The sequence below is a fragment of the Enterococcus sp. DIV0712 genome, assembly GCF_050554855.1.
Taxonomy (GTDB): domain Bacteria; phylum Bacillota; class Bacilli; order Lactobacillales; family Enterococcaceae; genus Enterococcus; species Enterococcus faecalis.
On the sequence record NZ_CP187333.1, the window covers coordinates 454,793 to 481,244 of the forward strand.

The 26,452-nt window shown below is 34.1% G+C and carries 19 protein-coding genes; 13 read left to right on the plus strand and 6 right to left on the minus strand.

Translation table 11 applies throughout. The features are described from left to right. Positions 1-820: 820 nt before the first annotated feature. Positions 821-1,102 (minus strand): hypothetical protein, encoded by a 282-nt coding sequence (locus tag IGL42_RS02285; protein WP_226869258.1) that lies wholly within the window; start codon positions 1,100-1,102, stop codon positions 821-823. An 825-nt stretch (positions 1,103-1,927) separates the two neighbouring features. On the opposite strand from IGL42_RS02285, the gene IGL42_RS02290 reads away from it, so the two are divergent. The 8 genes from IGL42_RS02290 to IGL42_RS02325 all read left to right on the plus strand — a co-directional run bounded on the left by IGL42_RS02290 (position 1,928) and on the right by IGL42_RS02325 (position 14,026). Next, the gene (locus IGL42_RS02290; RefSeq protein ID WP_002384918.1) at positions 1,928-3,679 is read left to right on the plus strand and encodes a DUF262 domain-containing protein; all 1,752 of its coding nucleotides are present in this window, start codon (positions 1,928-1,930) and stop codon (positions 3,677-3,679) included. Continuing rightward, complete coding sequence (locus IGL42_RS02295; RefSeq protein ID WP_002402277.1) at positions 3,669-4,730, plus strand: hypothetical protein; 1,062 nt, start codon at positions 3,669-3,671, stop codon at positions 4,728-4,730. Before IGL42_RS02290 ends, IGL42_RS02295 begins: the two co-directional genes overlap by 11 nt. 298 nt (positions 4,731-5,028) lie before the next feature. After that, positions 5,029-9,732: a DEAD/DEAH box helicase gene (locus IGL42_RS02300; protein ID WP_002402278.1), complete on the plus strand. Its 4,704-nt coding sequence runs from the start codon at positions 5,029-5,031 to the stop codon at positions 9,730-9,732. Between the two features lie 97 nt (positions 9,733-9,829). After that, positions 9,830-11,011 (plus strand): protein kinase family protein, encoded by a 1,182-nt coding sequence (locus tag IGL42_RS02305; RefSeq protein WP_002402279.1) that lies wholly within the window; start codon positions 9,830-9,832, stop codon positions 11,009-11,011. A 2-nt stretch (positions 11,012-11,013) separates the two neighbouring features. Further along, the gene (locus tag IGL42_RS02310; RefSeq protein ID WP_002402280.1) at positions 11,014-11,298 is read left to right on the plus strand and encodes a hypothetical protein; all 285 of its coding nucleotides are present in this window, start codon (positions 11,014-11,016) and stop codon (positions 11,296-11,298) included. Positions 11,299-11,782: 484 nt separating this feature from the next. Continuing rightward, positions 11,783-12,226, plus strand: coding sequence for a DUF3290 domain-containing protein (locus IGL42_RS02315; protein WP_002355544.1), 444 nt, complete (start codon positions 11,783-11,785; stop codon positions 12,224-12,226). A gap of 15 nt (positions 12,227-12,241) precedes the next feature. Further along, on the plus strand, positions 12,242-12,889 hold the full coding sequence (locus tag IGL42_RS02320; protein WP_002355545.1) for a DUF421 domain-containing protein: 648 nt from the start codon (positions 12,242-12,244) through the stop codon (positions 12,887-12,889). 66 nt (positions 12,890-12,955) lie between these two features. Next, positions 12,956-14,026, plus strand: coding sequence for a hypothetical protein (locus tag IGL42_RS02325; protein WP_002363169.1), 1,071 nt, complete (start codon positions 12,956-12,958; stop codon positions 14,024-14,026). A gap of 42 nt (positions 14,027-14,068) precedes the next feature. Here the strand turns inward: IGL42_RS02325 and IGL42_RS02330 are convergent, their stop codons facing one another. After that, positions 14,069-14,383 carry a DUF1827 family protein gene (locus IGL42_RS02330; RefSeq protein ID WP_002355547.1) on the minus strand — a complete coding sequence of 105 codons (315 nt, stop codon included), beginning with the start codon at positions 14,381-14,383 and terminating at the stop codon, positions 14,069-14,071. 194 nt (positions 14,384-14,577) lie between these two features. Next, the gene (locus tag IGL42_RS02335) at positions 14,578-16,818 is read right to left on the minus strand and encodes an ATP-dependent Clp protease ATP-binding subunit (RefSeq protein ID WP_185776366.1); all 2,241 of its coding nucleotides are present in this window, start codon (positions 16,816-16,818) and stop codon (positions 14,578-14,580) included. A gap of 301 nt (positions 16,819-17,119) precedes the next feature. Between IGL42_RS02335 and IGL42_RS02340 the strand changes: the two genes are divergently transcribed. The 3 genes from IGL42_RS02340 to ptsP all read left to right on the plus strand — a co-directional run bounded on the left by IGL42_RS02340 (position 17,120) and on the right by ptsP (position 19,475). Beyond that, positions 17,120-17,311: a hypothetical protein gene (locus tag IGL42_RS02340; protein ID WP_002366170.1), complete on the plus strand. Its 192-nt coding sequence runs from the start codon at positions 17,120-17,122 to the stop codon at positions 17,309-17,311. A 170-nt stretch (positions 17,312-17,481) separates the two neighbouring features. Further along, the gene (locus IGL42_RS02345; RefSeq protein ID WP_002355551.1) at positions 17,482-17,748 is read left to right on the plus strand and encodes a phosphocarrier protein HPr; all 267 of its coding nucleotides are present in this window, start codon (positions 17,482-17,484) and stop codon (positions 17,746-17,748) included. Beyond that, entirely contained in the window at positions 17,748-19,475 is a 1,728-nt protein-coding gene (gene ptsP, locus IGL42_RS02350; RefSeq protein ID WP_002361251.1) for a phosphoenolpyruvate--protein phosphotransferase, read from the plus strand. Before IGL42_RS02345 ends, ptsP begins: the two co-directional genes overlap by 1 nt. A 44-nt stretch (positions 19,476-19,519) precedes the next feature. On the opposite strand, the gene IGL42_RS02355 is transcribed toward ptsP, so the two are convergent. The 3 genes from IGL42_RS02355 to IGL42_RS02365 are packed head-to-tail and all read right to left on the minus strand — an operon-like array spanning position 19,520 to position 23,802. Continuing rightward, complete coding sequence (locus IGL42_RS02355; RefSeq protein ID WP_025191886.1) at positions 19,520-20,599, minus strand: DUF916 and DUF3324 domain-containing protein; 1,080 nt, start codon at positions 20,597-20,599, stop codon at positions 19,520-19,522. Between the two features lie 35 nt (positions 20,600-20,634). Then, complete coding sequence (locus tag IGL42_RS02360) at positions 20,635-21,372, minus strand: WxL domain-containing protein (RefSeq protein WP_002358689.1); 738 nt, start codon at positions 21,370-21,372, stop codon at positions 20,635-20,637. A gap of 54 nt (positions 21,373-21,426) precedes the next feature. Then, positions 21,427-23,802 (minus strand): hypothetical protein, encoded by a 2,376-nt coding sequence (locus IGL42_RS02365; RefSeq protein WP_025191885.1) that lies wholly within the window; start codon positions 23,800-23,802, stop codon positions 21,427-21,429. A 263-nt stretch (positions 23,803-24,065) separates the two neighbouring features. Between IGL42_RS02365 and tig the strand changes: the two genes are divergently transcribed. Together tig and IGL42_RS02375 are read left to right on the plus strand one after the other, a co-directional pair. Then, the gene (gene tig, locus IGL42_RS02370; RefSeq protein WP_010710798.1) at positions 24,066-25,349 is read left to right on the plus strand and encodes a trigger factor; all 1,284 of its coding nucleotides are present in this window, start codon (positions 24,066-24,068) and stop codon (positions 25,347-25,349) included. A 111-nt stretch (positions 25,350-25,460) separates the two neighbouring features. After that, entirely contained in the window at positions 25,461-26,123 is a 663-nt protein-coding gene (locus IGL42_RS02375) for a hypothetical protein (protein ID WP_002355557.1), read from the plus strand. The last annotated feature ends 329 nt before the right edge of the window (positions 26,124-26,452 follow it).

Here is a 26,452-nt window from a genome sequence, read left to right on the forward strand (position 1 = left end):
TAAGGATTATTTCTATGTATTAAGAATATTATCTCTTTTTGTATCAATTCAAAATTGCGTATTGAACTAAGAAAATTCTTATCGTTTACCCCTAGAAATACTGACGAAATTAATAGAAATCATTAGATACCTCTATAAGGAATATTCCCTCTAGAGGTATCTAATGAGGAGGCTTATAAAAGCCAATAAAATCAATAGTAAACTACGTGTTTTTTCTAAGACCAATACGCACTTTTTATATTCCCTCTAGAGGTATCAAACGTTTATGTTTATAAAAGTCAATAAAACTAGGGGAAAACTATTTGTTTTCACATATATAAATACTCAAAAACTTATTTACACTAAAGAATAGTGTGATATAAATAACTGCAAAACGTTGATATATATGTGTTTGTATTTTTGAGTTTCAGCAAGATTGAATCTTGCTTACTTAATAGATGTGCTTATGTTTAGTAATATAGCTAAAATTTGCTCTCTCTATTTCCTGATATAACAAGTTAGTGGTAATTAATCATAAATTGTAGTTTGAATATCCTTTTAGGGAATCAGCCTTAAACATCATCATATCAGTAATATATCTTTAATGATATATTTTTTTCTATATTAAATGTCTAGGTGTTTAAATAACGTTAAATACATTTTAAACAGTCTGCTTTCATCCCTTAGTGTCTTGAAAATGACTTTCGACTAATTTTATACAATTTTATACATAAAAATGTATAATCGCTTAAAACGCAATTTAAGCAGCATAAAATTGATTTTGAATTTTAAGCAAAGAAATTACTAATGATTTTTAATAGTCAATAAGATTTGAGAAGTATTAATCTATAATTTGACCATCAGAATTCATTTTTTTAATTTCAACTATTTGTTGTTCATAGAATGGCGAGGTAGTTATTTTAATCTTTTTATCTGTTGAAATCGTTAAAGAAGAAATATAATGAGGAGTTACTGCCACTTTAGCAGATGTTTCTGACAACGTAATTAATAATGATTGATTGTCGCCAAAAGTAGTATATTCAGAAACAATAGCAACTAATTCATCTTTATTTGTTAGTATCGACAAATAATTAGGAGCTTCGATAATCCATCCAAATTGCATCTTGTGAGTATTCATTATATGTTCCAACTCTCTATTTGTTTTTTTGTTAGTATAATAGTAACTTAAAAAAAGAAAAAGTGCGAGATAAGAAAATCTTTATAGTTTATCTCTAGAAACACTGATAAAAATGGCTGTAAAAAATTGATATATCAGTATTTATTTTTTAGTGCCGGCAAGAGATATCTTGCTTACTTAATATCACTATCTAGGTTCAGTAAAATAGCTAAAATTGACGCTCTAGATATATTTATATAATGAAATAGTGATAATTCATTGTTGCTTTAGTTGAATTATTTGTTTTTTTGAAATCAACTAGAACTATCTTCATATTTAGAATATATAGGTAAAGTTATATTTTTATTTTGTTTAGATATGTAGTGTTAAAATAACGTAGTATGGAATTTAAATAGCCTGTGTTATTGCTTAGGAGTTTTAAAATTTATTCTTGATAAATTAATACTTAATATTTTAGAAACGCTTAGAATGTAATTCAGGCAGCATACAATCGATTCTGGAGATTTTGAATATATTTTTAGAAGAGAGGAAGTGTGGTCTGGCTTCTGTGAATATTAATTTAAGTTAATAGTAAGAAAAGTATGGATTATACGAGTTTTTTATATCTATTTTAAGTTGATTTTTCTTATAAGTTTGAGATAATATTGTATGATTGGAAAATTTAGAAGAACGGAATATAAAATAGAGTAATTTTACTTGTTATTTGATTATGGAACCGTATTCTCTAAAATATTGTTCTTTATTATTGTGATAATTCAAAAAATACACTCACAGATTAAAAAATAAGTCAACTATGCAAGGAGATATGATATGGTGGAAAGAGGATTTCAACCGTTAATTACTATCAAAGAAGCTATTGAAAATATAGACAAAAATATTTATCTATTACCTGCTATCCAAAGAAAATTTGTATGGAGCCCAGAGCAGATAGAATCATTGTTTGATAGTATCATGAGAAAGTATCCTATAAATTCGTTAATGTTATGGCAAATTACTTCAGATGAAATAAAAAATAATTATAGATTTTATTCTTTTTTGAGAAAATATAAACAACGTTTTGGAGAAATGAATGAATATTATAATTCTATGGGACGAACAGACAATTTTTTTGCAGTAATTGATGGACAACAGAGGTTGAACAGCTTATATATTGGACTAAAAGGAAGCTATGCAGTTAAATTAAATCACAAACGATGGGTGGACAATGAAGACAATTTTCCTCCAATGAAGTTATACTTAAATATAAAAAATACCTATAAGCAAGAAACAAAAATTGATAAAGAATATGAATTCAAATTTTTACGTAGAGATAAAGTAGAGAAAGAAAATAAATTAGGTGAAAAATATTGGTTTGAAGTAGGAAGTATTTTAGGCTTGTCAGATGAAAAAAATCGATGTTCTTATTTAGAAAAAGTGGGTTTAGAAAATAATGAATACTCCAAAGATATATTAAATCTGTTATATGAGACTATCAACGAAGAAAAAGTTTTAAATTATTACTTGGAAGATGAACAAAATCTTGATAAGGTATTAGATATTTTTATTCGAACTAATGATGGCGGGACGAAACTTACTTTTTCAGATTTGTTGATGTCTTTTTTAACAGTTCATTGGTCTGATGCGAGGGAAAATTTTGAGGAATTAATTAGAGAAGTTAACCAGTTCGGTGATTTTTCTATCACAATAGACTTCATTTTGAAAAATATGTTAGTTTTATATGCAGATGACATAAAGAGTAGAGTGAAAAATTTTAATGAAGATGTAATTAATAAAATTAAAACTAATTGGGAAAGGATTCGTAAATCAATTCTTAATGCTTTTGAGATGTTCTATAGATTGGGTTTTGAAAACAGAACGTTTCCTGCTAAAAATGCTGCTATACCAATTGTTTATTATATCTATGAAAACAAACTTGAGGATGAAGTTATAAAAAATAGATTCTTAGATTCCAACACGCAAAACGCCAATTCTCAACTTATGAAAAAATGGTTATTATTAGTGTTTTTGAAACGTATTTTTGGTGGGCAATCAGATAGTATCCTTCGAGAAATTCGTAAAATAATTGATGACTCTTCCTCTGGTGTCTTTCCTTTAAAAGAAATAATCAATAGTGCTAAAAGCAATCCTACAAAAAATTATTCTTTTGATGATGCAATAATTGAAGGCTTATTTGAAGTACAATGTGGTTCTGATGACGCATTTTTTGTATTGTCTTTATTCTATCCAGATTTAGATTATTTCAATCAAAATTTCGATATTGACCATATTCACCCAAAATCAAAATTTCAAAATAAAACATTTATGGAAAACCATTTTAGTAAAGAAGAAATTGAGAGGATTGGTAATAATTGGAATAAAATTGGAAATTTACAATTATTAAATAAGGAAAAAAATATTTTGAAGAAAGATAAGAGTTTGTCAGAATGGATGGAAATCAATCACTTGAATAACTCATTTTTATTTATTGATGAAGATATCAAATTAGATATAGAAAATTTTGAATTGTTTTATGAAAATAGAGTTGCCAAGATGAAACAAGATTTAAAGGAGCTTGTTAAATAATACCTTAGTGGCTTGTAATTCAACTTATTATCAGGTAGGTGTTATTATGAAAGATTTCGAAATTGTTTTACCTAAAGACGCATCGTTATTGGTAAATGTTATCGATAAAAATTTATACAATTATGATTTTACATCTTATTCATTATTGCCATTACAAAGAATAGCTTCAAAATCGATAGCGGTAAAAATTAAAAACAGTTTATTTTCAAATATTTCAGAAATGAGTTTGATTGAAAATTTGTCTAATCAGAAAGAAACAGAATACGTAGCTAGGATACCTGATTTTGCAAAGGGAAAGATAGATTCTGGAGAATGGTCATTTGGCGTAAGAAAAAAAACAGGTGAAACATATGCTGTCATTAAGGATAATTTAAGTGGGGAAAATAAAAGTTTTGTTACTCTTGATAAGAAAATTGTAAAAGAGTTAGGTGTTCTACCAGAGTTATCAGCAATTCAAGGTCAGTTAGCATCAATTTCAGAGCAAATTGAGGGATTAAATCAAATTATACAAAGGGTAGAGAAAGGTCAGTATAATGATAGATATGCGGGATTTTTTTCATCCAGACAATTAGTTGTTGAAGGATTAGCTTCAGAGAATGAATCGAACAAAAGAGAGCTATTGATTAGTTCTATCAAAATTGCTAATGAAACAATTAGCAAGCTAATGCTTTCTATTCACGAAGATGCAGCTCTTTTAATTGATTCAAAAACAAAATCAAAAGATGCACGTAGAATTGATAATTTATTGCAAACATCTTTAGGATATTTAAATTCTGCAGTCCAACTAAACCTAATAGCGTATACAGCTTTGGGAGAAAAACAATCTTTATTTGCAACACTGACAAACTATCACTCGTTTGTTAAACAAGTGTTAATGAAAGAAAACGAAAGCGGAAGAACTATTGCGTGGTTATTAGATAATGCTCACGTGGGTGATGATGGAAGAATTCAGGAATTAACTAATGATTTGTCTACAAAAATTGAAGTGCTCATAGCAACTTATAATAATGAAAGGACAGACGTGACTGAAAATGAAAGAATCGAAAATTAAGACTTGTAAGTATCCAAATTGCAACAAAGAAGTTCCATCAGATAAATCTTTATTTTGTATGGAACATAGTCGTAGCTTAAAGGAAAAAAGAAATTTAGTTGGAACTGCTTTAGGTAGCGTAGCTATTCTAGGAGTGACTACTTTAGCAAACAGTATTATCAAGAAAAAGATATAGTTGGAATGTTTAATCATGTTATAGTCAATAAAGCTAGTCTACTTAGACCGGCTTTTTTTACTGTCCAATATTTGCGATAAAACTGTTATAATTAGATATAATACTTGTTGAAGGAGAAAAACAATGACATTTGATGAACTTATTCAATTAGCGAGAGAACAAGCAAATGAAGTTCAAAGAGACAAGGGAACTCTCTTTGAAAAAATTGCTCAAATTTATTTCAAAAATGAACCAACATACAAAAACTTATTTTCAGATGTTTGGTTATTAAATGAAGTTCCAGAGGAATATGTAATACCCAAAAAAGATACAGGGGTTGATTTAGTAGCAAGAAATGAAGCAACAGGGGAATTGACTGCTATTCAAGCTAAATTTTATGATAATAAAATATACAAAAGACATATTGATTCATTTTTAGCTGAACTTGGAAAATCGTATTATTCTGATGGAATTATTGTTTATTCATCAGATTCATTGAGTAGTAATGCAGATGAAGCGATTAATCAATTATCAAAACCAGTTGCACAAATTGGATTAAGTGATTTAAGAAATAGTCAAGTTGATTGGGAATCTTTTATTCCAAGTAGACCGAATGAAGTAAAAGTAAAGAATACGAAGAAAACTAGACCATATCAAAATGATGCTATTGATTTAACAATTGAATACTTTAAAGAAAATGACCGTGGTCAATTAATTATGGCACCGGGAACAGGCAAAACCTTTACAAGTTTAAAATTAGTTGAAAAGATGGCTAAACAAACGAGTAAAGAAACCTTTAATGTTTTATATTTAGTGCCAAGTATACAATTATTGAGTCAAACATTGATTGGTTGGAATAATGACACGGAACTAAGTATGCACTCTTTTGCTGTGACAAGTGATAGGAACGCTTCTAAAAAGAAGAACGCTGATGAATTATCTGCTAAAGATATTGGCTTTCCTGCGACAACTGATTCAGATAAATTACTATCTAACTATAAAAAAATAGAGAATAATCAACGAGATTTAACGGTTGTGTATTCTACTTACCAATCTATTGAAGTTCTACATGAAGCACAAGAAAAAGGGTTTCCTGAATTTGATATTGTCATTTGTGATGAAGCACATAGAACAACAGGAGCTAAGGCTTTAGGAGAAGAAGCAAGCGTATTTACAAGAGTTCATAATAATAACTATATCAAAGCAAGTAAACGCTTGTATCAAACAGCAACGCCTAAAATTTACGGAACAGATGCAAAACAAAAAGCAGAAGATTCTAGCATTATCTTGTCATCAATGGACAATAAAGACATTTATGGTGAAGAAATATTCCGCTTGGGATTTGGCCAAGCAGTTTCAAACGATATTTTGACTGATTACAAAGTAATGGTGTTAGCAGTCGATGAAAAAGTGATTCAAAAAGACATGCAGAAAGTCCTATCTGATAGTGAAAATGGCTTGGATGTTGATGATGTTTCCAAACTAATTGGTGTTTGGAACGGATTAATGAAAAGAAGCAGTGTAGATAAAGAAGCTATTTTTGAAGGAAAACCTATGCAACGAGCAATATCTTTCATTAATACCATAAATAATTCAAAGAAAATTTCTTCCCAGTTCAATGAAGTAGTCAATGAATATTTAGAAGGAAACGAAACCATTCAACAATCCATAAATGTTCGACATGTTGATGGTGCAATGAATACCTTAGAAAAGAAAGAAGCTTTAGATTGGCTATCAGAAGATTTTGCAGAAGATGAAACACGAGTACTATCTAATGTGAAATTTTTGACAGAAGGAATTGACGTTCCTAATTTAGATGCAGTGATTTTCCTAGCACCTAAGAAATCACAAGTTGATATTGTTCAAGCCGTGGGTCGTATTATGCGTAAGTTTAAAGATAAAGAGTATGGATATATTATTTTACCTATTGTAATACCAGAAGGAACGACCCCAGAATCAATTTTGGATAACAATAAAAAGTATGAAGCGGTTTGGCAAATTTTAAATGCGTTGCGTTCAGTGGATGAACGTTTTTCAGCAATGATTAATAAACTGGAATTAAATAGAAAAAAACCTGAAAATATGGACGTTATCGGTATAGGTGAAGCACCTTCTGTTGAAGATATGGAGAATACTTCAACAATTGGTGAAAAGGACGATACCATTTACCAAACTTCTTTAGAGTTAGATTGGGGAGAAATCGAGAATGCTATTTATGCAAAAGTTGTCAAAAAAGTAGGAGATAGAAGATACCTTGAAGATTGGTCAGAAGATGTTGCCAAAATAGCACAACGTCATATTGAACAAATAACCATTATGATTAGTGATAAAAATTCTCAAACTGCCATTGAATTTGATAAGTTTTTAAAGAGTTTACAACATAATATCAATGAAAGTATTGATGAAAAACAAGCAATTGAAATGTTAGCCCAACACTTAATTACTGCTCCTATTTTTGAAGCTCTTTTTGGTGAATATAGCTTTGTGAATAATAATCCTGTTTCTGAAGCAATGGATAAAATTGTAGAAGAGTTGTCAAGATTTGGCGGATTTAATAAAGAACAAGATGAATTAAAAGAGTTTTATGATTCTGTAAAACTACGTGCTGAAGGTATCGATAATGCAGAAGCAAAACAAAGAATTATTATCACTTTATATGATAAATTCTTCTCGAAAGGGTTTAAAGAAACCACGCAACGGTTAGGAATCGTCTTTACTCCTGTGGAAGTTGTTGACTTTATTGTTAAATCAGTCGATGATGTGTTGAAAAAACACTTTGGAAAAGCTATTGAGGATGAAGGAGTTCATATCCTTGACCCCTTCACAGGAACAGGTACTTTTATTGTTCGGACATTACATTACCTAAAAGATAAATTGGCTAAGGGAGAAATAACTTTAGCTGATATTACGAGGAAATATACGCAAGAATTACATGCAAATGAAATTGTGTTATTAAGTTACTATATTGCAGCAATTAATATCGAATCCACTTTTGCAGAGATGAATCATCAGGAGTATAAACCATTTGAAGGGATTGTATTGACTGATACCTTTGAATCCACTGAACAAGAAGATACGTTAGATGATACTTTCTTTAGAACAAATGATGAAAGGTTGAAACGTCAACAAGAAGTGCCTGTCAAAGTAATTATGGGCAATCCACCGTATTCTGCCAAACAAAAAAATGAAGATGGAAATCAAATTAGGACTGCTTATGAAAAACTAGATTCCAGTTTACAAACCTTTTGGGTAAAAACTTCAACAGCGACCAATAAGAACAATCTTTTTGATTCCTATATCCGTGCTATGCGTTGGTCATCGAATAGAATTTCAGATAATGGTGTGATTGGATTCATTACAAATAATTCGTTCATAGATGGGAATGCAATGGACGGAATGAGAAAATCACTCTTGGAAGAATTTTCTGATATTTATATATTAAATCTTAAAGGTGGGATTCGTGGTAAAACTAAGGAGCAGTCTGTATTAGAGGGCGGAAATATCTTTGATATTATGACAGGGGTTACTATTATTCTACTGATTAAGAAATTAAATAATACAGGAAAAGGTCAGCTTCATTATTTAGATATTGGTAATAATCTTAATAAATATCAGAAGTTAGAAAAATTGAAAAAATGGAAAGGCTTATCTGGAGCAGAATCAGAATTCCAAAGTATAACGCCAAATGAAAAAGGGGATTGGATAAATCAACGTAATTCTAATTTTGATGAACTTATCCCTCTAGGCGATAAAAAAACACAGAATGCTCTTTTTATTGATTATACTGGAGGGATAACAACTGGTAGAGATGGTTGGTCTTGGAACTTTTCTCAGTCTCAGGTTGAAGTAACAATGAAAAAAAGTATTGATTATTATAATCAATACCTTGGTGATACAAAAATTTATAAAGAAAATGTTCCAGACATTTCTTGGACTCGTTCACTGAAGCAACGCTTTGAGCGTAGAGAATCTCAATCTTGGCAAGGCGACAGAATGTATCTTGGAATGTATCGCCCGTTTACCAAGAAGCATGTCTATTACGCACAAGCGTGGATAGATAGGCAATACCAAATGTCTAAGGTATTGCCTATCTCAACGGCTTCAAATTTGATGATTTCGTTGTCAAATAAAACAGGAGGAAAACAATTTTCGACCTTAATGGTTGATGTTTTACCAGATAGAAATATTTTTGCGGGCGGTTCACAGAATTTACCAAAATATATTTATCATATTACTAACGATAGTTCTTTTTTTGATGTTGATGAAAAATATTCAGCTATTCGTCCCGAAATGCTAAGAAAATTATCAAACTTGAGTGAAGAGGACGCCATATACTATGTTTACGGAGTTTTTCATAGTGCACAATACGGAAAACTATATTATGAAGATTTAGCAAAATCCTTTCCCAAAATTCCTAATGTTAAACATAAAGAAAAATATATAGAGATTGGTAAAGAATTAGCTGATTTACACTTAAATTATGAAAATGTTCCTGCTTATGATGACGTAAATATTATATTTAAATCAGATAATCCAACTTTCAAAGTGAAGAAAATGAAACATCCTAAACGTGGTCAACTAGATACAATTATCTTTAATGAAGATATCGTTATAACAGATATTCCTGAACGTGCATATGAATATGTTGTGAATGGAAAACCTGCTATTGAGTGGATTATTGACCAATATCAAGTGAAAAGAGATAAAAAATCTGGGATAGTTGATGACCCTAACGAGTTCTCAGAAAATCCCAAATATATATTTAATTTGTTGCTGTCTATTATTAATGTTTCTATGAAAACAATGGATTTAGTAGAAAGTTTACCTCCTTTGGAGATAATTGACTAAAGTTTAAATAGTTCCAATAAGAAGCCTTTATTTAGGCTTTTTATTGTATTGAGAAATATGTTTAAACTATTATTTTTGATGTTTGGAAGTGAAATTTATGAATGTGGACTATATTCTAGATGAAAATGTTGATTTTTTTAAGGATTTTTCCAATAAAGTAATGGGGCAATTAACGGAAGAACGGTTATATGAAAATGTAGAAGATGAACGACTAAGATTTTGTTTCGCAGTATTTCAAAATCAGTTCAATTCTCTATTATCTTTCTTGAATGAAAAAGCAAAATATAATAATCATTTTAATGCAGACCCCAGTAGGGATTTAATTATATTAATTGATAAATATGAAGAATTGGAACATGCACTATCTAAAACAGATTTTGCCTTTAAATTGATGGATGAATATGTAGAGACGGTTCGATTTATTCAACCGTATCTTAATAATTCTGGTGGGTCAGCTATTCCAGAAGACTATCAGTTGCTAAACATCGTTAAATACGAACCAATCATTTATTTTGAAAAGCAAATTGAAATTGTTAAGGAGAATAACAGTTTATATTCCTCTTTAAAATTGGTTAATTCAGGTTCTTATGCAATGGTTTATAAATTTAAAGACACTTTTTATAATCAAATTTTTGCGTTAAAAAGAGCAAGAAGAGAACTAACATCTGCTGAGTTAATACGATTTAAAAAAGAGTTCGAAAATATGAAAAATATGGATTCCTTATATGTATTAAAAGTTTATAGCTATAATGATGATGCGAATGAATTCATTATGGAATATGTGAAACAAACTCTTAAAGAATATATTGATTCGAATAACACAAAATTACAATTATTTGAAAGAAAAAGGTTAGTTACTCAACTTTTTAATGCGTTTAAATATATTCATTCTAAAGAAATCTTTCATAGAGATATTTCTTTATCCAATATATTAGTAAAGGAATATGATGACAAAACCATTATATTAAAAGTCTGTGATTTTGGTTATCTCAAAGACTCTGATAGCACGCTGACTCGCCAAAACACTGAGTTTCAAGGTAGTTTGAATGACCCACAGTTAAAAATTATGGGAGCGGATAAATACACTATTCAACATGAAATTTATGCACTAGCTCAGGTGGTTTTTTATATAATGACTGGGAGAAAGAATTTGAATAATAATAAAAATAAAGAAGTAGAGAAGTTCATTGATTCAGGCATGAATGCGGATTTATCTAAAAGAGTAAAAACTTTAGAGGAATTGAAAGAAGTATTCTTGAAAACAGATTGGAGTAGATAAGTTTGAATATCCAGAAAGCTTTAATAGAACTAACAATAGATGAATCGGTCACATGTAAACAACTTGCCGATTTTTATGATACTTTTCATACTGATAAAGAATTTACAGATGCAGTGGATTTTTTAAGTAGAAGTATTCATGTAGATATGGCTCAAATAAAAGAAGAACTCCGAAATTCCGAAGATAAGGGAAGTTTAGGTGTTTTGGAATATATACAGAAACACTATTCTTCAGCAATGTTGTCCATGAATCTACTCCCTCAAGAAAAACGCAGATTTATCCATTAAATAGTTTGGATTAGGCACAATTGATAGAATAGAAAAGTCACATTAAATAACATATAATTTTCAACTTTTGTTTTGTGATACTTGTCTAATCAATTTTCCTACTAAAATTATTGATTAAGAAGTAATAGGTATATTGAGAAAAATAAAGGTTGCACATTGCGTTGGTTTGTAGCAGAAATGAATTGCTTTCTAAGATTATTTATTGTATGATGAAGCCTGATAAAAGGGACTTTCACTTATTTGAAAACCAATTTGCGGAACGCTGGTTTGCGGATAAATATCCAGATGTTGAACTGAAAAGTTTGATGTAAAATTAATTTGTAATCAATCAGTAGCTGAATCTTTAGAAGATTGAAGCTCGGCGCAGTCATTCTCAAGATGATTGCGCTGAGCTTTTCTTGTTATAAGGTATTAAAGCAGGCGTGATTGTTTTTTTGAGATAGAATACTTATTATAACGAACCTATCAAGGAGTGGACAAGAACATGAATTTTTATGGCATCGAGTATTTAAAAAGCCAATCTAATTTAAATGATTACTTAAAGTATTTTTTTATTTTTGCTTTGTTAATCGGGCTAGTCATTGTGTTTAGTTTTTATGTGCGACATCAAATTCAAACGAAATATCGTGAATTAAGTATTATTATTTTTTTATCATTATTATTTGTTTTAGGGGTTCAATATTCCAATTATCAACTGAACCAAAATCAGCATTCACAATCTTCACAAATGGTACATTTTGTCGAACAAGTGGCACAGGAAAAAAAGGTTTCTCCAGAAAAAGTTTATGTCAATGGTACACAATTGGCTGACGGAACCATAGTTAAAATTGACGAAGTCTTTTATAAAATGAGTTTAAGTACGGATCAGCAGTCTTATACATTACAAGAAACGTATTTATTAACACCAACGATTGAAATCATAAAGTAAAGTGAGGGAAAATTAATGCAGTTTTATAGTCCAATTATTATTAAATTTGCTTTAGGTATTATTTGTTTAATTGTCCAAATTAATTTGATGGGAAAAGGCAATTTGGCGCCCACATCGGCTATGGACCAAGTGCAAAACTATGTATTGGGGGGCATTATTGGTGGTGTTATTTATAATGATTCAATTACGGTGCTCCAATTTGTATTAGTGTTAATTTTGTGGACATTATTAGTCTTAATTTTAAAATTTGCAAAAGAACACAATCGCTATGTGAAGCAAATTGTGGATGGTAAACCCATTACTTTAATCAAGGATGGACAGGTTGTGGTGAAGGAATGTTTGAAAAATGGTATTTCTGCAAATGATCTAATGTTTAAATTACGAGCAAATGGTATTTATGAAGTCCAGCTTGTTAAACGGGCTGTTTTAGAACAAAATGGTCAATTAACAATCGTCGAATATGGCGATGAAAGTATTCGTTATCCGATTATTGTGGACGGTCAAGCCAACATGGATGTCCTAGAGTTAATAAAAAAAGATGAGCACTGGCTATTAACGCAAATCCAAGAACAAGGATTCCAAAGATTACAGGAAATCTATTTAGGTGAGTATTTATCTGGACAGTTAAGTTTATCGCCGTATGAAGAAAAAACGATTTCTTAGCTATACTTTTCATTCTACTTATATTAAAATTAAATGGTAATTCAATGAGTTTTAAAAGGAGGAAAAATGAAAACTAAAAAGATAGTTGTCGGGTTATTTTGTTCAATGATTATTTTAATGGGGTGCCAACCAGATCAACGAACTGAAAAAATGAAAGAAAGTACTGAAGCAGAAGCAGTCCAAGTAACGAGTGGTGCCTCGGCAGCCACTAATGCCACTTCTGTAAAGCAGGAGGAGCAGACAAACACGAATGATCAACCGAAGGAGAGTGCTGCCAAAGTGAGTTATGAGCGTAATGGACATACCTTTGAAGTTGATGCTGTTTCTGGCGCTACAGTAGAAGCTAATAATGGACAATCAGGAATTAGTCCAGAAGAAAAAGCTCAGAAGATGTATTGGTCAGGTCGTCCAGAAATCGGGGAAGTTCAAGGGGATTATTATCATCATGAAGTCGTGTTTGATGGCGGCTATACGGCTTTAATTGATGTCGTTGTTAAGGATCAACAAATTCAGTTAGTAGAATTTGATGAACGTGGACCTAAAAACTATTATTCTGAAGAATGGGCAGGAGTGACAAAACGTTTATCCGGCTATGCAAATTTTCAAGCGAACAACGCCCGAACTGATCAATCGTTAGTGACCGTTGTTAATACGATGACTTTTCTAGAAAATCAAATGGTTGCTGAAAATCGCCTAGATGGCGCATTCCAGACAGCCAAAGGTCAATCCAATAGCGCTAATAATGGCTATCTTCCTGCTGCTAGGGCTTTAGCCAAGGAAATCAAAGAACCTTCAAAAGAACATTATACAAGTCTAACAGAAGATTTTGGGGAGGGGCTTTCTGGACGTTTAACTGTTATTACGTTAAAAGATTCAGGGAAAATAACCGATCTTCGTTATGATGAATATTTTGCAGATACAGAAGAAGAGATTAAAGACGCAAAACTGAAGGCTTATTCTCGCCAATCAAAATATTTTTCTAAAGATTATGCTCAAAAATCGGGGGAAAATTTCAAAAAAGAAGTGGATGACTTAAGAAAAAAAGCAATCGAGGAAAATAAATTAGTCAGTCCGACAAATGAGGAAGCCTGGTCGGAAAATTATCAAAGGCTTGTAAAAAAAATAACGTCACAATAAATTAAAAAAACTGCCGAAGTGGGGAAACTTCGGCAGTTTTTTTTAGTTTTCCATGAGGGAAACTTTTAATGGAACAGACACTTCGGTCACATGGTTTAACTCAATGATAGAAATTTCATCTGGGTCATAAGCCTCTTTAGGTAATCGTTTTAACAGTTTTGCTAAAATTTCTTTTACTTCTGTCGGACGAATGCGACGATTTTTATTCATAATCAGAACTTCCACATGGTGAGCTGCTTCTGAATAGACAGCGGTCGTGTTTCCTGCTGAGTAGACTTTTACAAAGTAAGCATCCGTGTTTTCCAATTGTTTATTTACTAATTGTTTGTAGCTATTGGTCACATTCACTAATTTCATTTTATCACCTCATTATAGTTGTGTGCTGCAAAAGAGCGTTTCCAATTATGTACAGGAGTTCCAGATTGAATTTTTTCTATGAGGAACAAGTATACGAATATCTTTCTTCTATTATAGTTTTTTTTGATGAAAATAAAAAGTGAAAAGCATAAAAAAATCCGCACGCATTGTTATTAATGCGTGTGGATTTTTGATTATTCTGCTTGGTCAGATGTTGAAGTTTCTGTTTTAGTCACTTCTTGTGCGCCAGTTACGATAATTTTACCTTCGTTATCTAACGCTGCGACTAATTGATGATTTTCAGGATGATCTAGATAGTATTCAGCAATGCCGTCTTCAATTTGTTCTTGAATTGTTCGACGTAAAGGACGAGCGCCCATTGCAGGATCATAACCTAAATCAACGAGTTTCTCTTTGACTTCTGTTGGAACCTCAATGTGTAATTTTTGTTTAGCTAATAAGCCATTTACTTCTTCTAACATCAAGCTGACAATGTTCATCAGGTTTTCTTTGCTTAATGCTTTGAATTCGATAATACCATCGAAACGGTTAAGGAATTCGGGGGTGAAGAAGTTGTTCAATTGACCTAAAACAGATTTAGTCACACCTTCACGGGCAGCGCCAAAGCCAACATTGGCTTCCACAGCTCCTGTTCCAGCATTACTTGTCATGATAATGATGGTGTCTTTAAAGCTGACCGTACGACCTTGTGCATCTGTTAAACGACCATCGTCGAGAATTTGTAAAAACATGTGTAAAACATCAGGATGCGCTTTTTCAATTTCATCCAATAAAATCAAACTATAAGGATTACGACGGACTTTTTCTGTGAGTTGTCCAGCTTCGTCATACCCAACATAGCCTGGAGGAGAACCAATCAGTTTAGAAACACTGTGTTTTTCCATATACTCACTCATATCAAAACGAACCATCGAATCTTCTGAACCGAATAGCTCAAAAGCTAATTGTTTTGCTAATTCTGTTTTACCAACGCCTGTTGGCCCTACAAATAAGAAGGAACCAATTGGGCGGTTTTGTTTGCCTAGGCCTACACGATTGCGACGAATCGCTTTAGCTACTTTATCGACGGCATCATCTTGTCCGACAACATGAGCTTTTAAGTCAACAGCTAAATTTTTCAATTGGGTTTGTTCTTTTTCTTTTAAGTCACCGACAGGAATGCCAGTTTTTTGTTCCACAATGGCTTCAATATCTTTTTCAGTGATGACGGGTGTTTCTTCATCGCTGATTTGTTTTTCTTTCATTGCTTGTAATTTATTGATTTGATCACGATAATAAGCCGCTTTTTCAAAATCTTCTTCTGCGGAAGCTTGTTGTTTTTGTTGTTCCGCTTCTGCTAATTTTTTATCAATTGTTTTTGGATCGACGAGTTGAATAGTTAGATTCATTTTTGAACCAGATTCATCTAACAAGTCAATCGCTTTATCTGGTAAAAAGCGATCTTGAATGTAACGGTTGGATAAGTTTGCTGCTGCGTTAATCGCTTCATCTGTATATTTAACATGATGATAATCTTCATAACGTTTTTGCAAACCATGTAAAATCGTTATGGTTTCGGCAACGGTTGGCTCATCTACTTGGACTGGTTGCATCCGACGTTCTAAGGCAGCGTCTTTTTCAATAATACGGTACTCATTTAAAGTTGTGGCACCGACTAATTGTAATTCACCACGTGCTAAGGCTGGTTTTAAAATATTGCCAGCATCCATATTGCCATCACCAGCAGCACCAGCACCCACAATTTCATGGACTTCATCAATAAATAAAATGACATTTTCAGCTTCAGTGATTTCTTCAATCAATTTTTGCATCCGTTCTTCAAATTGTCCGCGAATACCAGTTCCTTGAACAAGTGAAACCACATCTAAACGAATGACTTCTTTGTCCAATAATTTTTGGGGCACATCGCCATCGACAATTTTTTGGGCTAAACCTTCGACAACGGCTGTTTTACCAACACCTGGTTCACCGATTAAAACGGGGTTGTTTTTTGTACGGCGATTTAAGATTTCAATGACACGCTTAATTTCTTGGTCACGTCCTACCACAGGATCGATATCTCCTTGGCGTGCCGCTTCGGTGATGTTAATCCCATACTCGCCTAGTAAACCTTGACCAGCGCCAGCGCCTCCGCAAGGGGGTTGACCTCCATTACCACCATCACCAAATTGAGTGGGTGGTGTTTGTTGTTCATAAGGATTACCTTGTTGCATTTGGCGAGAAAGAGAACGATATAAATCGTCTAAACTCCCAAAGCCAAAAGGGTCTTGTCCCATATTTTGAGGGGAATTATTTGCTTGATTTTTTAATTTTTGATAGCAGCTTTGGCAATAGTCCAGTTGTTTTCTTTGACCATTCACATTTGCATATAAATGAATTGTTGCTTCATTTTGTTGACAATTTTGACAAATCATTGAATGAAACACATCCTTTCAAAATAACTGAGGCCAGAAAAATAGCTGTTTGCTCTATTATTTCTAGTAAACAGACCATTTTTCCTCAAACCAGCCAAGTACTAGATAGCAAGAATAAATTCTGTCTATAAAACCACTTGACCATTTTTGACCTTTGAGGTTATTATAGCATTTTTTGTAAGAGAATCAAGTAAAAGACCTTGTTTAAAAAAAGGCAAAGATTCGATTTTTTTACAGACAATTGCGCCATTTTCAAGTAAACTATAAGAGTTGATATTTAAGAGAAAGAGTGGTGAAATCAATGGCTGAAAATCCTTTTGTAGAAAAAATTGCTTCATTAAAAGCTGGAGAAATCTCTGAATTAATCGTGGAGCAAAATGAATTTTTCCAATTTCGTGATGCTTGGATTTCTTTGCCTGACCGCGCGGAAATTGTTGGAGAAGCGGGGTTAAATGGACGAATCATTTATCGTTACCAAAAAGAGGAAGAATAGTCAGTGCAAAACATCACGAAATTTAAGCAAAAAGTGTTGTGTAAGATAGAAAAAAATGGTAATCTTAGAAACTGAAAGGGTCTTTTTTCGAGTAGACGTTTGATTTTAGCGTATCAAGAAAGGAAAACCCTAACATAAAAATTTTTTATTTACGAAGGAGACCGATTTATATGGAAAAGAAAGAATTTCACATTGTAGCAGAAACAGGAATTCACGCACGTCCAGCTACTTTATTAGTACAAACTGCAAGCAAATTTAACTCAGATATTAACTTAGAATACAAAGGTAAATCTGTTAACTTAAAATCAATCATGGGCGTTATGTCTTTAGGCGTTGGTCAAGGTTCTGACGTAACAATCACTGTTGATGGTGCTGACGAAGCTGAAGGAATGGCAGCAATCGTTGAAACATTACAAAAAGAAGGATTGGCTGAATAATGTCTGAGATGCTAAAAGGGATTGCCGCAAGTGATGGCGTTGCTGTTGCTAAAGCTTACCTGCTAGTTCAACCTGACTTGTCTTTCAACAAAACTTCCGTAGAAGATACTGATGCAGAAGCAACTCGCTTAGACGATGCTTTAGCAAAATCTACTGAAGAGTTGCAAGCAATTCGCGACAAAGCAGCTCAAAGCCTTGGTGAAGCAGAAGCGCAAGTTTTCGATGCTCATTTAATGGTTTTATCTGACCCAGAAATGGTTGGTCAAATCAAACAAAATATCCAAGACAACAAAGTCAATGCAGAAGCTGCCTTGAAAGAAGTTACGGATATGTATATTGGTATGTTTGAAGCAATGGACGATAATGCTTACATGCAAGAGCGTGCAGCAGATATTCGTGACGTTGCCAAACGTATCTTAGCACATTTATTAGGTGTGACTCTTCCAAATCCTTCAATGATTAACGAAGAAGTAATCGTGGTTGCCCATGACTTAACACCTAGTGATACTGCACAATTAGACCGTACGTATGTTAAAGCCTTTGTTACAGACATCGGCGGACGTACTTCTCACTCAGCAATCATGGCTCGTTCGTTAGAAATCCCTGCAATCGTTGGTACAAAAGAAATTACTGACAAAGTAAAAGCAGGCGATATTTTAGCAGTGAACGGAATCATTGGGGATGTTATTATTGACCCAACAGATGCTGAAAAATCTGAATTTGAAGCAGAAGCAAAAGCTTATGCAGATCAAAAAGCAGAATGGGATAAACTAAAAAATGCAGAAACAGTGACAGCTGACGGCAAACATGTTGAGTTAGCTGCAAACATTGGTACACCAAAAGATTTAGAAGGCGTACACAAAAACGGCGGCGAAGCTGTTGGTTTATATCGTACAGAATTCTTATACATGGATTCATCTGACTTTCCAACTGAAGAGGACCAATACCAAGCGTATAAAGCAGTTCTTGAAGGAATGGAAGGAAAACCAGTTGTGGTTCGTACAATGGATATTGGTGGGGACAAAGAGCTTCCTTACCTAACATTACCACACGAAATGAACCCATTCTTAGGTTACCGTGCATTACGTATTAGCTTATCAGAACTAGGTGACGGCATGTTCCGTACACAAATGCGTGCATTATTACGTGCGTCTGTTCATGGTAACTTACGTATCATGTTCCCAATGGTTGCTACTTTGAAAGAATTTAGAGCAGCGAAAGCAATCTTTGAAGACGAAAAACAAAAATTAGTCAACGAAGGTGTTGAAGTTTCAAACGATATCCAAGTAGGTATTATGATTGAAATTCCAGCAGCTGCCGTATTAGCTGATAAATTTGCCAAAGAAGTAGACTTCTTTAGTGTTGGAACCAACGACTTAATCCAATACACAATGGCGGCAGACCGTATGAACGAACGCGTTTCTTACTTATACCAACCATACAACCCATCAATCTTACGTTTAATTAAAAATGTAATTGATGCAGCACACGCTGAAGGTAAATGGGCTGGTATGTGTGGTGAAATGGCGGGCGATCAAACAGCTGTTCCATTACTATTGGGTATGGGCTTAGATGAGTTCTCAATGAGTGCTACATCTATCCTTAAAACACGTAGCTTGATGAAACGTCTAGACACAACTAAAATGGCTGAACTTGCTGACCGCGCATTAAAAGAATGCGACACGATGGAAGAAGTCGTTGCATTAGTTGAAGAATATACAAAATAATTAAGTGATTATGAAAGCACATCGACAATTGTCGATGTGCTTTTTTATTGTTGCGCTTCACGTATTTTTTTCTTGAAATAATAAATCGTGCTTCCCAAAATGAATAGAAAAACCAGCGTGATGCTACTCACCAGTTTCCAAGGGAAATTGGTGTGTTTTTCAGGTGGGAGGTTGACGGCGGTAGCATTGTATTTTTTAGCTTCTTTTTCTTGGATGACTAAGTGTTTTTCCCACGAATAGTCTTGATAGCCATCGTTTGCTTTGATTTTTACAGTATAATTTCCAGGAACAAAAGGTTGTTCCTTTAAGTCAATCCGATAATTAAAATTTGTATTAGGGGCCATTGTTAACGACTCTTGGTGATTTTCGTAGCGAGGTTTAGCTTCTTTTTCATAATATAAAGAGGCATCGACTTGTAATTTTTTAATCATAGCCGCTTGTTTGTTTTGGAGATTCATTAATACGCGGTTACGACCGTTAGCTTGATCGGTTTTTACTTCATTTAAAGATAATTCTGGCTGAACAGGTTCATCTGTTTCACTAAGTAAGACGCCGACTACATAAGAAAAACGATTATTGATGGCCACGCCGTTTTCTGAGTGAGCAGGTTGTTCATCTGACTTTTGTTCAAAGTAGAGTCCTCCTAAAACATACCCATTAAATGGTTTTTCCGGTAAAATAAGCTGACATTCAACAGTCTTGGTTGAGTGTTTAGGTAGTTGGATTTCTTTTGGTAATTGCGCAATCTCATTAAAAGTAAAAGGTGCAGATGGGTCTTTTTTTGTTTCAGCATGAGAATAATCTGCCAAGCCATTATCATTAGTAATCGCTGCATTGGCTGAAGCTAGCACGGTAATGTCGTTGGCTGTTTGATTCGTTAGTTCGATTTGTAGCTTTTGTGTTTGGTTTGGAGCGACACGTAGATCAAAATAACTTGTTTCTTTGGTTCGTTGATTGTCGGGTAAAATGGCTTTTACAGAAAAAGTCATTTCGCTTGCTTCTACAGAATAAGAGCCAATAAAAAATAAAAAAATGATGATGCTAACAGCATGAAGCCATTTAAAAAGCTGCTGATTCATAGTGTGCACTCCTTTTTGACAATTTTTTATAACAAGGTATTGCATGAAGTTGTTTCATGCAATACCTTGTTTGTTTTCTTTTAAAGTGGTGTATCATCCAAAATCCAAGTAAGCGTTGTTTTATATTGTTTAGCTGCAACTTTTTTCGTTGTCGCAGGAACAGTTAATTGAATGCCTTGAGCAGCGGTCGCTCCGCTACCAAAAGCTAATGTCCAAGTGCCCATTCCTGTTGAAAGAGCGGCAGTCGCCACAGGAGAAGTGGCGGCACCAGTTGGATCCAAGGTTACTGGGACCGTTAATGGCGCCAAAGAAAGTAACTGTGTTGAATTGGGTGTTGCTGCTAAAAAGGTCAAGGATGCATTATCCAAAACAGCGGGTGTTGAATCACTTGTAGCAAATTGCGCACTCTGTTTAACTGATAATTTCCAGCCAAGATTTAGACCACGTTTGTCAGTTACTTGAACATAGTTTGGCACGCTAATTAAATCGCCAGTACTATTTTGCACTTGGTCTAGTTGTGCCGAATAGATTGCTGTACCGGCTTGAATTTGTTTTGATCCAAAATGGATATTTGAAACATAGTCAATACTAAGGGGTCCGGCTGTACCAGGTTGATGAGGATCAGCAGGATTAGGTGTCACAGGCTGAGAAGGGTTCGTCGGGTTGACAGGTGGCGTGACAGTATTATCAAGAGCAAACGTAATATCAGCGTTGGATTGAATAGAAGCGACTTGAGCTGCTTCAACTTTTGGACTATTTAAAAGCATAAGAGGCGTAGCAACGAACAAAATGCTTGAAATGCGCACGATCTTTTTCATTTTTTATTCCTTCTTTCTTGTTTATTTTTAACTTTTAAAAAAGCTAAATCCTAATTAGAGGGGTGTATCAGAAAGAATCCATTGTAATTCGGCAGTGTAAGATTCTTTGACCGTTAAATTAAGGTCAGGAGCAACGCTTAAAAAAAGTCCATTTTGTTGGTTCCAAGGAATTTCTACATTGTTATCGTCCGTTGCGGTGTGTTGATAAACTTCGGTTGCTAAAGAGGAGAGAGGAAAATCACTGCCATTTTTTCGATAAATGAAAGCTTGCTGGATCGTTTTATTTGTAGAAGTTGAATGCATGGGCTGACTCTCTCTTACCAACAAATGCCATGGTGTTTTTGCAACTCGACCATCGGCAATGAGGAAAGGAGCGCTGATGGTCGATGGTGAGTATATGGTTCGTTTGCTGGGGAAAGGTAAATTTTTAAAGGAAACTGTAGTTGGCATCTGCACAAAACGGAGGGTACCGTTTTTGATAGGTAAAGATTGTTCTTTAGTGATTGGCGTAATTGGCGTTCCGCCACCATCATTGCCAGTAACCGTGCTAGAAAATAAAAGAAATTGGTTTATCCATTCTTCTGTAACCGTTGCTGTATATTGTAAGGTGAATTGTGTATTGGCTTCCGTAAAATTATCTGCTGGCAGCGAATTATGATAACTCCAATACGGCAAACCAGTGGAACTATCAGTTAAAAGTTGAAGCCCAGCTATTGGCGTACTTAAACCTGCTGCTGATTGTTTTGTTAATGTAGCAGCTGAAAGTTGGGACAGTCCTTTAGGCACCGTTGCTCGTAATTGCTGATTCATCCACGTTGCTGGTTGATTGGTTAAACGTGTGGTTAACGTAAAACGAATGATTTGACCACTTACGACAGAGTTTGCAGCTTCCCAGAGCCCTTGTGCATTTTTCCGCTCAATGATTTGCGTAACCGTTAGTTGAGGCACAGGATAAGCAACTGTTTGAGAAACAGTAGAACTGGTTAACAAAGGCAGGCCAGTGCGATTGCTGAGACCTTGGACCCACAAGCTGACCGTTTCTCCCCCTTGGAAAGTGGGTAAATTAGCAAATTGAAAATGGCCATTGGAATCTAAGGACGTTGTGGAAATAGAACCACCATTTATTTGTACTTTAACTTGATAGGTTCCGTTAGATACTTGAGAAGCTTTACCTGAAAGTTGAGTTGAGCCGGCATTGGCGACTACGTTTGTGACTGGTTGGATTGACCAATTGACACTTTGGTCAGCTGAGGGGCTGCTTTGAATATAGTCGGTTGACGTTTTTGAACGAGCAAAGACAATTGTAGAGAGCGTGTCGCCATATTCTAATGGTGAAGCTAACGATGTCGAGAAATTTCCGGCTGCATCGACAGAAATCCCTTTCACCACAATGGGGGTAGTGGTGCCATCATGGCGGTTCAAGGTTAATTGAACAGAGTAGTTATAGTTTGGGTCTTGTACTTGTTGAATGGTCCCTGTTACAGTAGTGTCCAGATGATTTGATTGAGTTAGTTTGGCTGGTGTGACTTGAGGAACGGGATAATTCCCTAAACTAAGTTGAGCTTTGCTAATTACGCCTGTTTTTGTATTATTCCCAATAATAATATTAATTGCGCCTAATCCAGTGCCAACATCTGTAAAGGTTCCTCGAATCGGATAGTCTTTGCCGTTAAGAGCAGGAGGGATTGAAATTCCTCGTTTATAAAGTGCGCCCACATCAAACGAAATGGCGGCAGACCATTTGGTTCCGGGAAGTAACACCAAGGTGCTACTTGGAAAAGTTAGATAAACAGAATGATAAGTGCTACTATAAGAGAGGCTGACGCCGTTAGTTGAACTGTGAATATCTTGAGTGGCTGTTCCTGGATAACTGACAGTCCCTGTTAAAACAGTCAGAAAATCTTGTTGCTTTAGAGTGTCGTTATCTAACTGGCTTGAAATTTCTGTAGGAAGTTGAATAGCAATAATCGGTCGATCATTAATTGCTAAGCCGATAAGTGTCACACTGTATTCATACGAAAGTGTGATAATATCTTGGTTATACGTTCCCGTGCTTAAGGTACTTTTTAAGGTGCTATTACCAACAGAAACACTAGCTGGCGTAGGTGCCATAGGTTCATCGTTTTCAGAGGAAGCATGGGTTTGCTCGGTTTCTTGTTCCATGATATCGGTTGCTTGAGTTGTTTGTTGTTCTGTTGAAACTGAGGTAAATGTTTCACTAAAAGTAGAGGCGTGAGTTGTAGGGTTCAGTGTTTCAGAATGAGCTATCAAAGGTTGAGTCAGCGATAAAAAAAGCCATGATATGATGCAAGAAAAGATTCCCCAGACGAACTTATTCAAAACCATCCTCTCCTTTTTTGATATTATATGTATAATGACGAAAATATATAATGCGTAAATATTGAGTACATACATTCTATAATGGGCCATTCATAAAGTAAAGCGATTACATCCGATGGTGAACAAGATATTTTGTTCACAATCTTTTAGTGTTTTAAGAAGGAAATTTCTCGAAATTCTATGCTTTTTTAATCCGAAAAAATTAAAAAACTGATAGTTTGCTAAAAATCGAGTCTTTCTTTCACTTCTTAGCACTTAAAATATTTACATTTTCCTAGGGATAGTGTACTATTTAAAGGTATGCATAAATAAAGTTTGATGTATAAAATTAAATGTTATTCGGAGGGAAACAAATGTCTGCGAAATGGGAAAAAAAAGGCACTAATGATGGTGTATTAACTTTTTCAATCGAACAAGCAGTAATCGAAAAAGGATTAACGCAAGCGTTCAATAAAGTGAAAAAAAACTTAAACGTACCTGGTTTCCGTAAAGGAAAAGTATCACGTACTGTTTTTAACCGTATGTATGGAGAAGAAGCGTTATACGAAGATGCGTTAAACGCTGTTTTACCAGAAGCATATGAAGCGGCTGTATTAGAAGCAGGAATTGAACCAGTAGCACAACCAAAAATTGATGTTGAAAGCATGAATAAAGGGGAAGACTGGGTTATCACTGCTGAAGTAACTGTAAAACCTGAAGTAAAATTAGGCGAATACAAAAACTTAACAGTGTCTAAACAAGACCGTGAAGTAACAGATGAAGACGTGGAAGCACGTTTGAAACGCGAACAAGAATCTCAAGCTGAATTAGTAATCAAAGAAGATGCCGCTGCTGAAAATGGCGACACTGTAGTTATCGACTTTGAAGGCTTCTTAGGCGACGAAGCATTTGAAGGCGGCAAAGGCGAAAATTACTCATTAGAATTAGGTTCTAATTCATTTATTCCAGGCTTTGAAGACCAATTAGTTGGCAAAAAAGCTGGCGAAGAAGTAGAAGTAAACGTTACTTTCCCTGAAGATTACCAAGCAGAAGATTTAGCTGGTAAAGAAGCAGTTTTCAAAGTAACTGTTCATGAAGTAAAAGCAAAAGAATTACCAGAATTGGATGATGAATTTGCAAAAGACGTTGACGATTCAGTAGAATCATTAGACGAATTAAAAGAAAAATTCCGTAAAGAATTGACAGAAGCAAAAGAAGCAGCAGCTGAAGAAGTAAAAGACGAAGAAGCAATTCGTTTAGCTGTTGAAAATGCTGAAATCGTTGAATTACCACACGTAATGGTTCACGACGAAGTTCACCGTTCAATGGATGAATTCTTAAACAACATGCAACGCCAAGGAATTTCTCCTGAAATGTACTACCAATTAACTGGTTCTACAGAAGAAGATTTACACAAACAATTTGAAGGCGAAGCAGAAACACGCACAAAAACAAACTTAGTGATTGAAGCAGTTGCCAAAGCTGAAAACATCGAAGTAACACAAGAAGACATCGATGCTGAAGTGAAAGATTTAGCAGAACAATACAACATGCCTGAAGCGCAAGTACGTAAAGTATTAAACAACGACATGTTAGAACACGATATTCGTATGAAACGTGCTGTTGAAACAATTACTGAAACAGCTGTTGAAAAATAAACATTTTTAATAAGCTCTTCATTCGATAGAGTTTTCTAAAACTGTAGATGGAAGGTGTCTTTCATCTACAGTTTTTTTCATATAAAATAACTTTTGAAAGGGTGTGTCAAAATGGATAAAAATTATTCGAAAATTAAATATGGATTAGTGGTGTTTGGCATCTTATGCTTGACATACAATCTCTGGGAATTTTTTACGGCTAAGTATTCAACAAAACAAGGTGTGACGTTTGTTATCGAATGTTTACTTGGAATTGGGCTGATCTTTTTACCAGATCTTGTCAATAAATTTTTAAAAATTATTATGCCACCGACTATCGTTTATTTTTACTGGTTTTTCTTATTTATTTCAGTATTCCTAGGAACTTCGTTGCATATGATTTCAATCATTTCGTTCTGGGATAAAATTTTACATTTTGTTAGTCCGATGCTGTTAACTGCTGTGGGTTATGGTATTGCTGCTTTCCTATTGAAGAAAACGAAGTACGCCGATGTTTCCCCGTGGTTATTTTTATTATTTGGGTTTGCATTTGCAGGGCTTTGTGGCGTCTTCTGGGAATTCTGGGAATTTATCTGCGATTCATTAGGGAACATGAACTTACAACGCTATAATATGTCCAACGGCCAACCATTTATTGGGCGTGCTGCTTTAATGGATACGATGGGGGATTTATTTACCAATACCCTTGGGGCCTTTGTGATGGGCGTGTACACGTATATCAGAAGCAAAGGAAATCCTGAGTATTTAGAAAATTATGCGATAAAGAGAAAATAATATAGGGCAGTAAAAAAACAAGTTCTTTTAAAAGAGCTTGTTTTTTTGTATTAAATTATTAAGAATATGCGAATTTGCATTTTTAACTAATAAAATAGTTTGGTAAAATTAGAATATAATGGTTATGTAATGATTTTTTTATGTGGATGCACCCCAGTGATATGTTCTAAATACTTATCAAAAGAACAAGTAACTAGAAAGATCAACACTTTGATGACTTATTATTCTTTAATACTATAAAATTGGAAGGGAGGAAGATTAGGGAAAATAACTGCCAAAGACAACGCAACGGGGAAGTGATAAAAAAACAAAATTGGTGTATTTAAGAA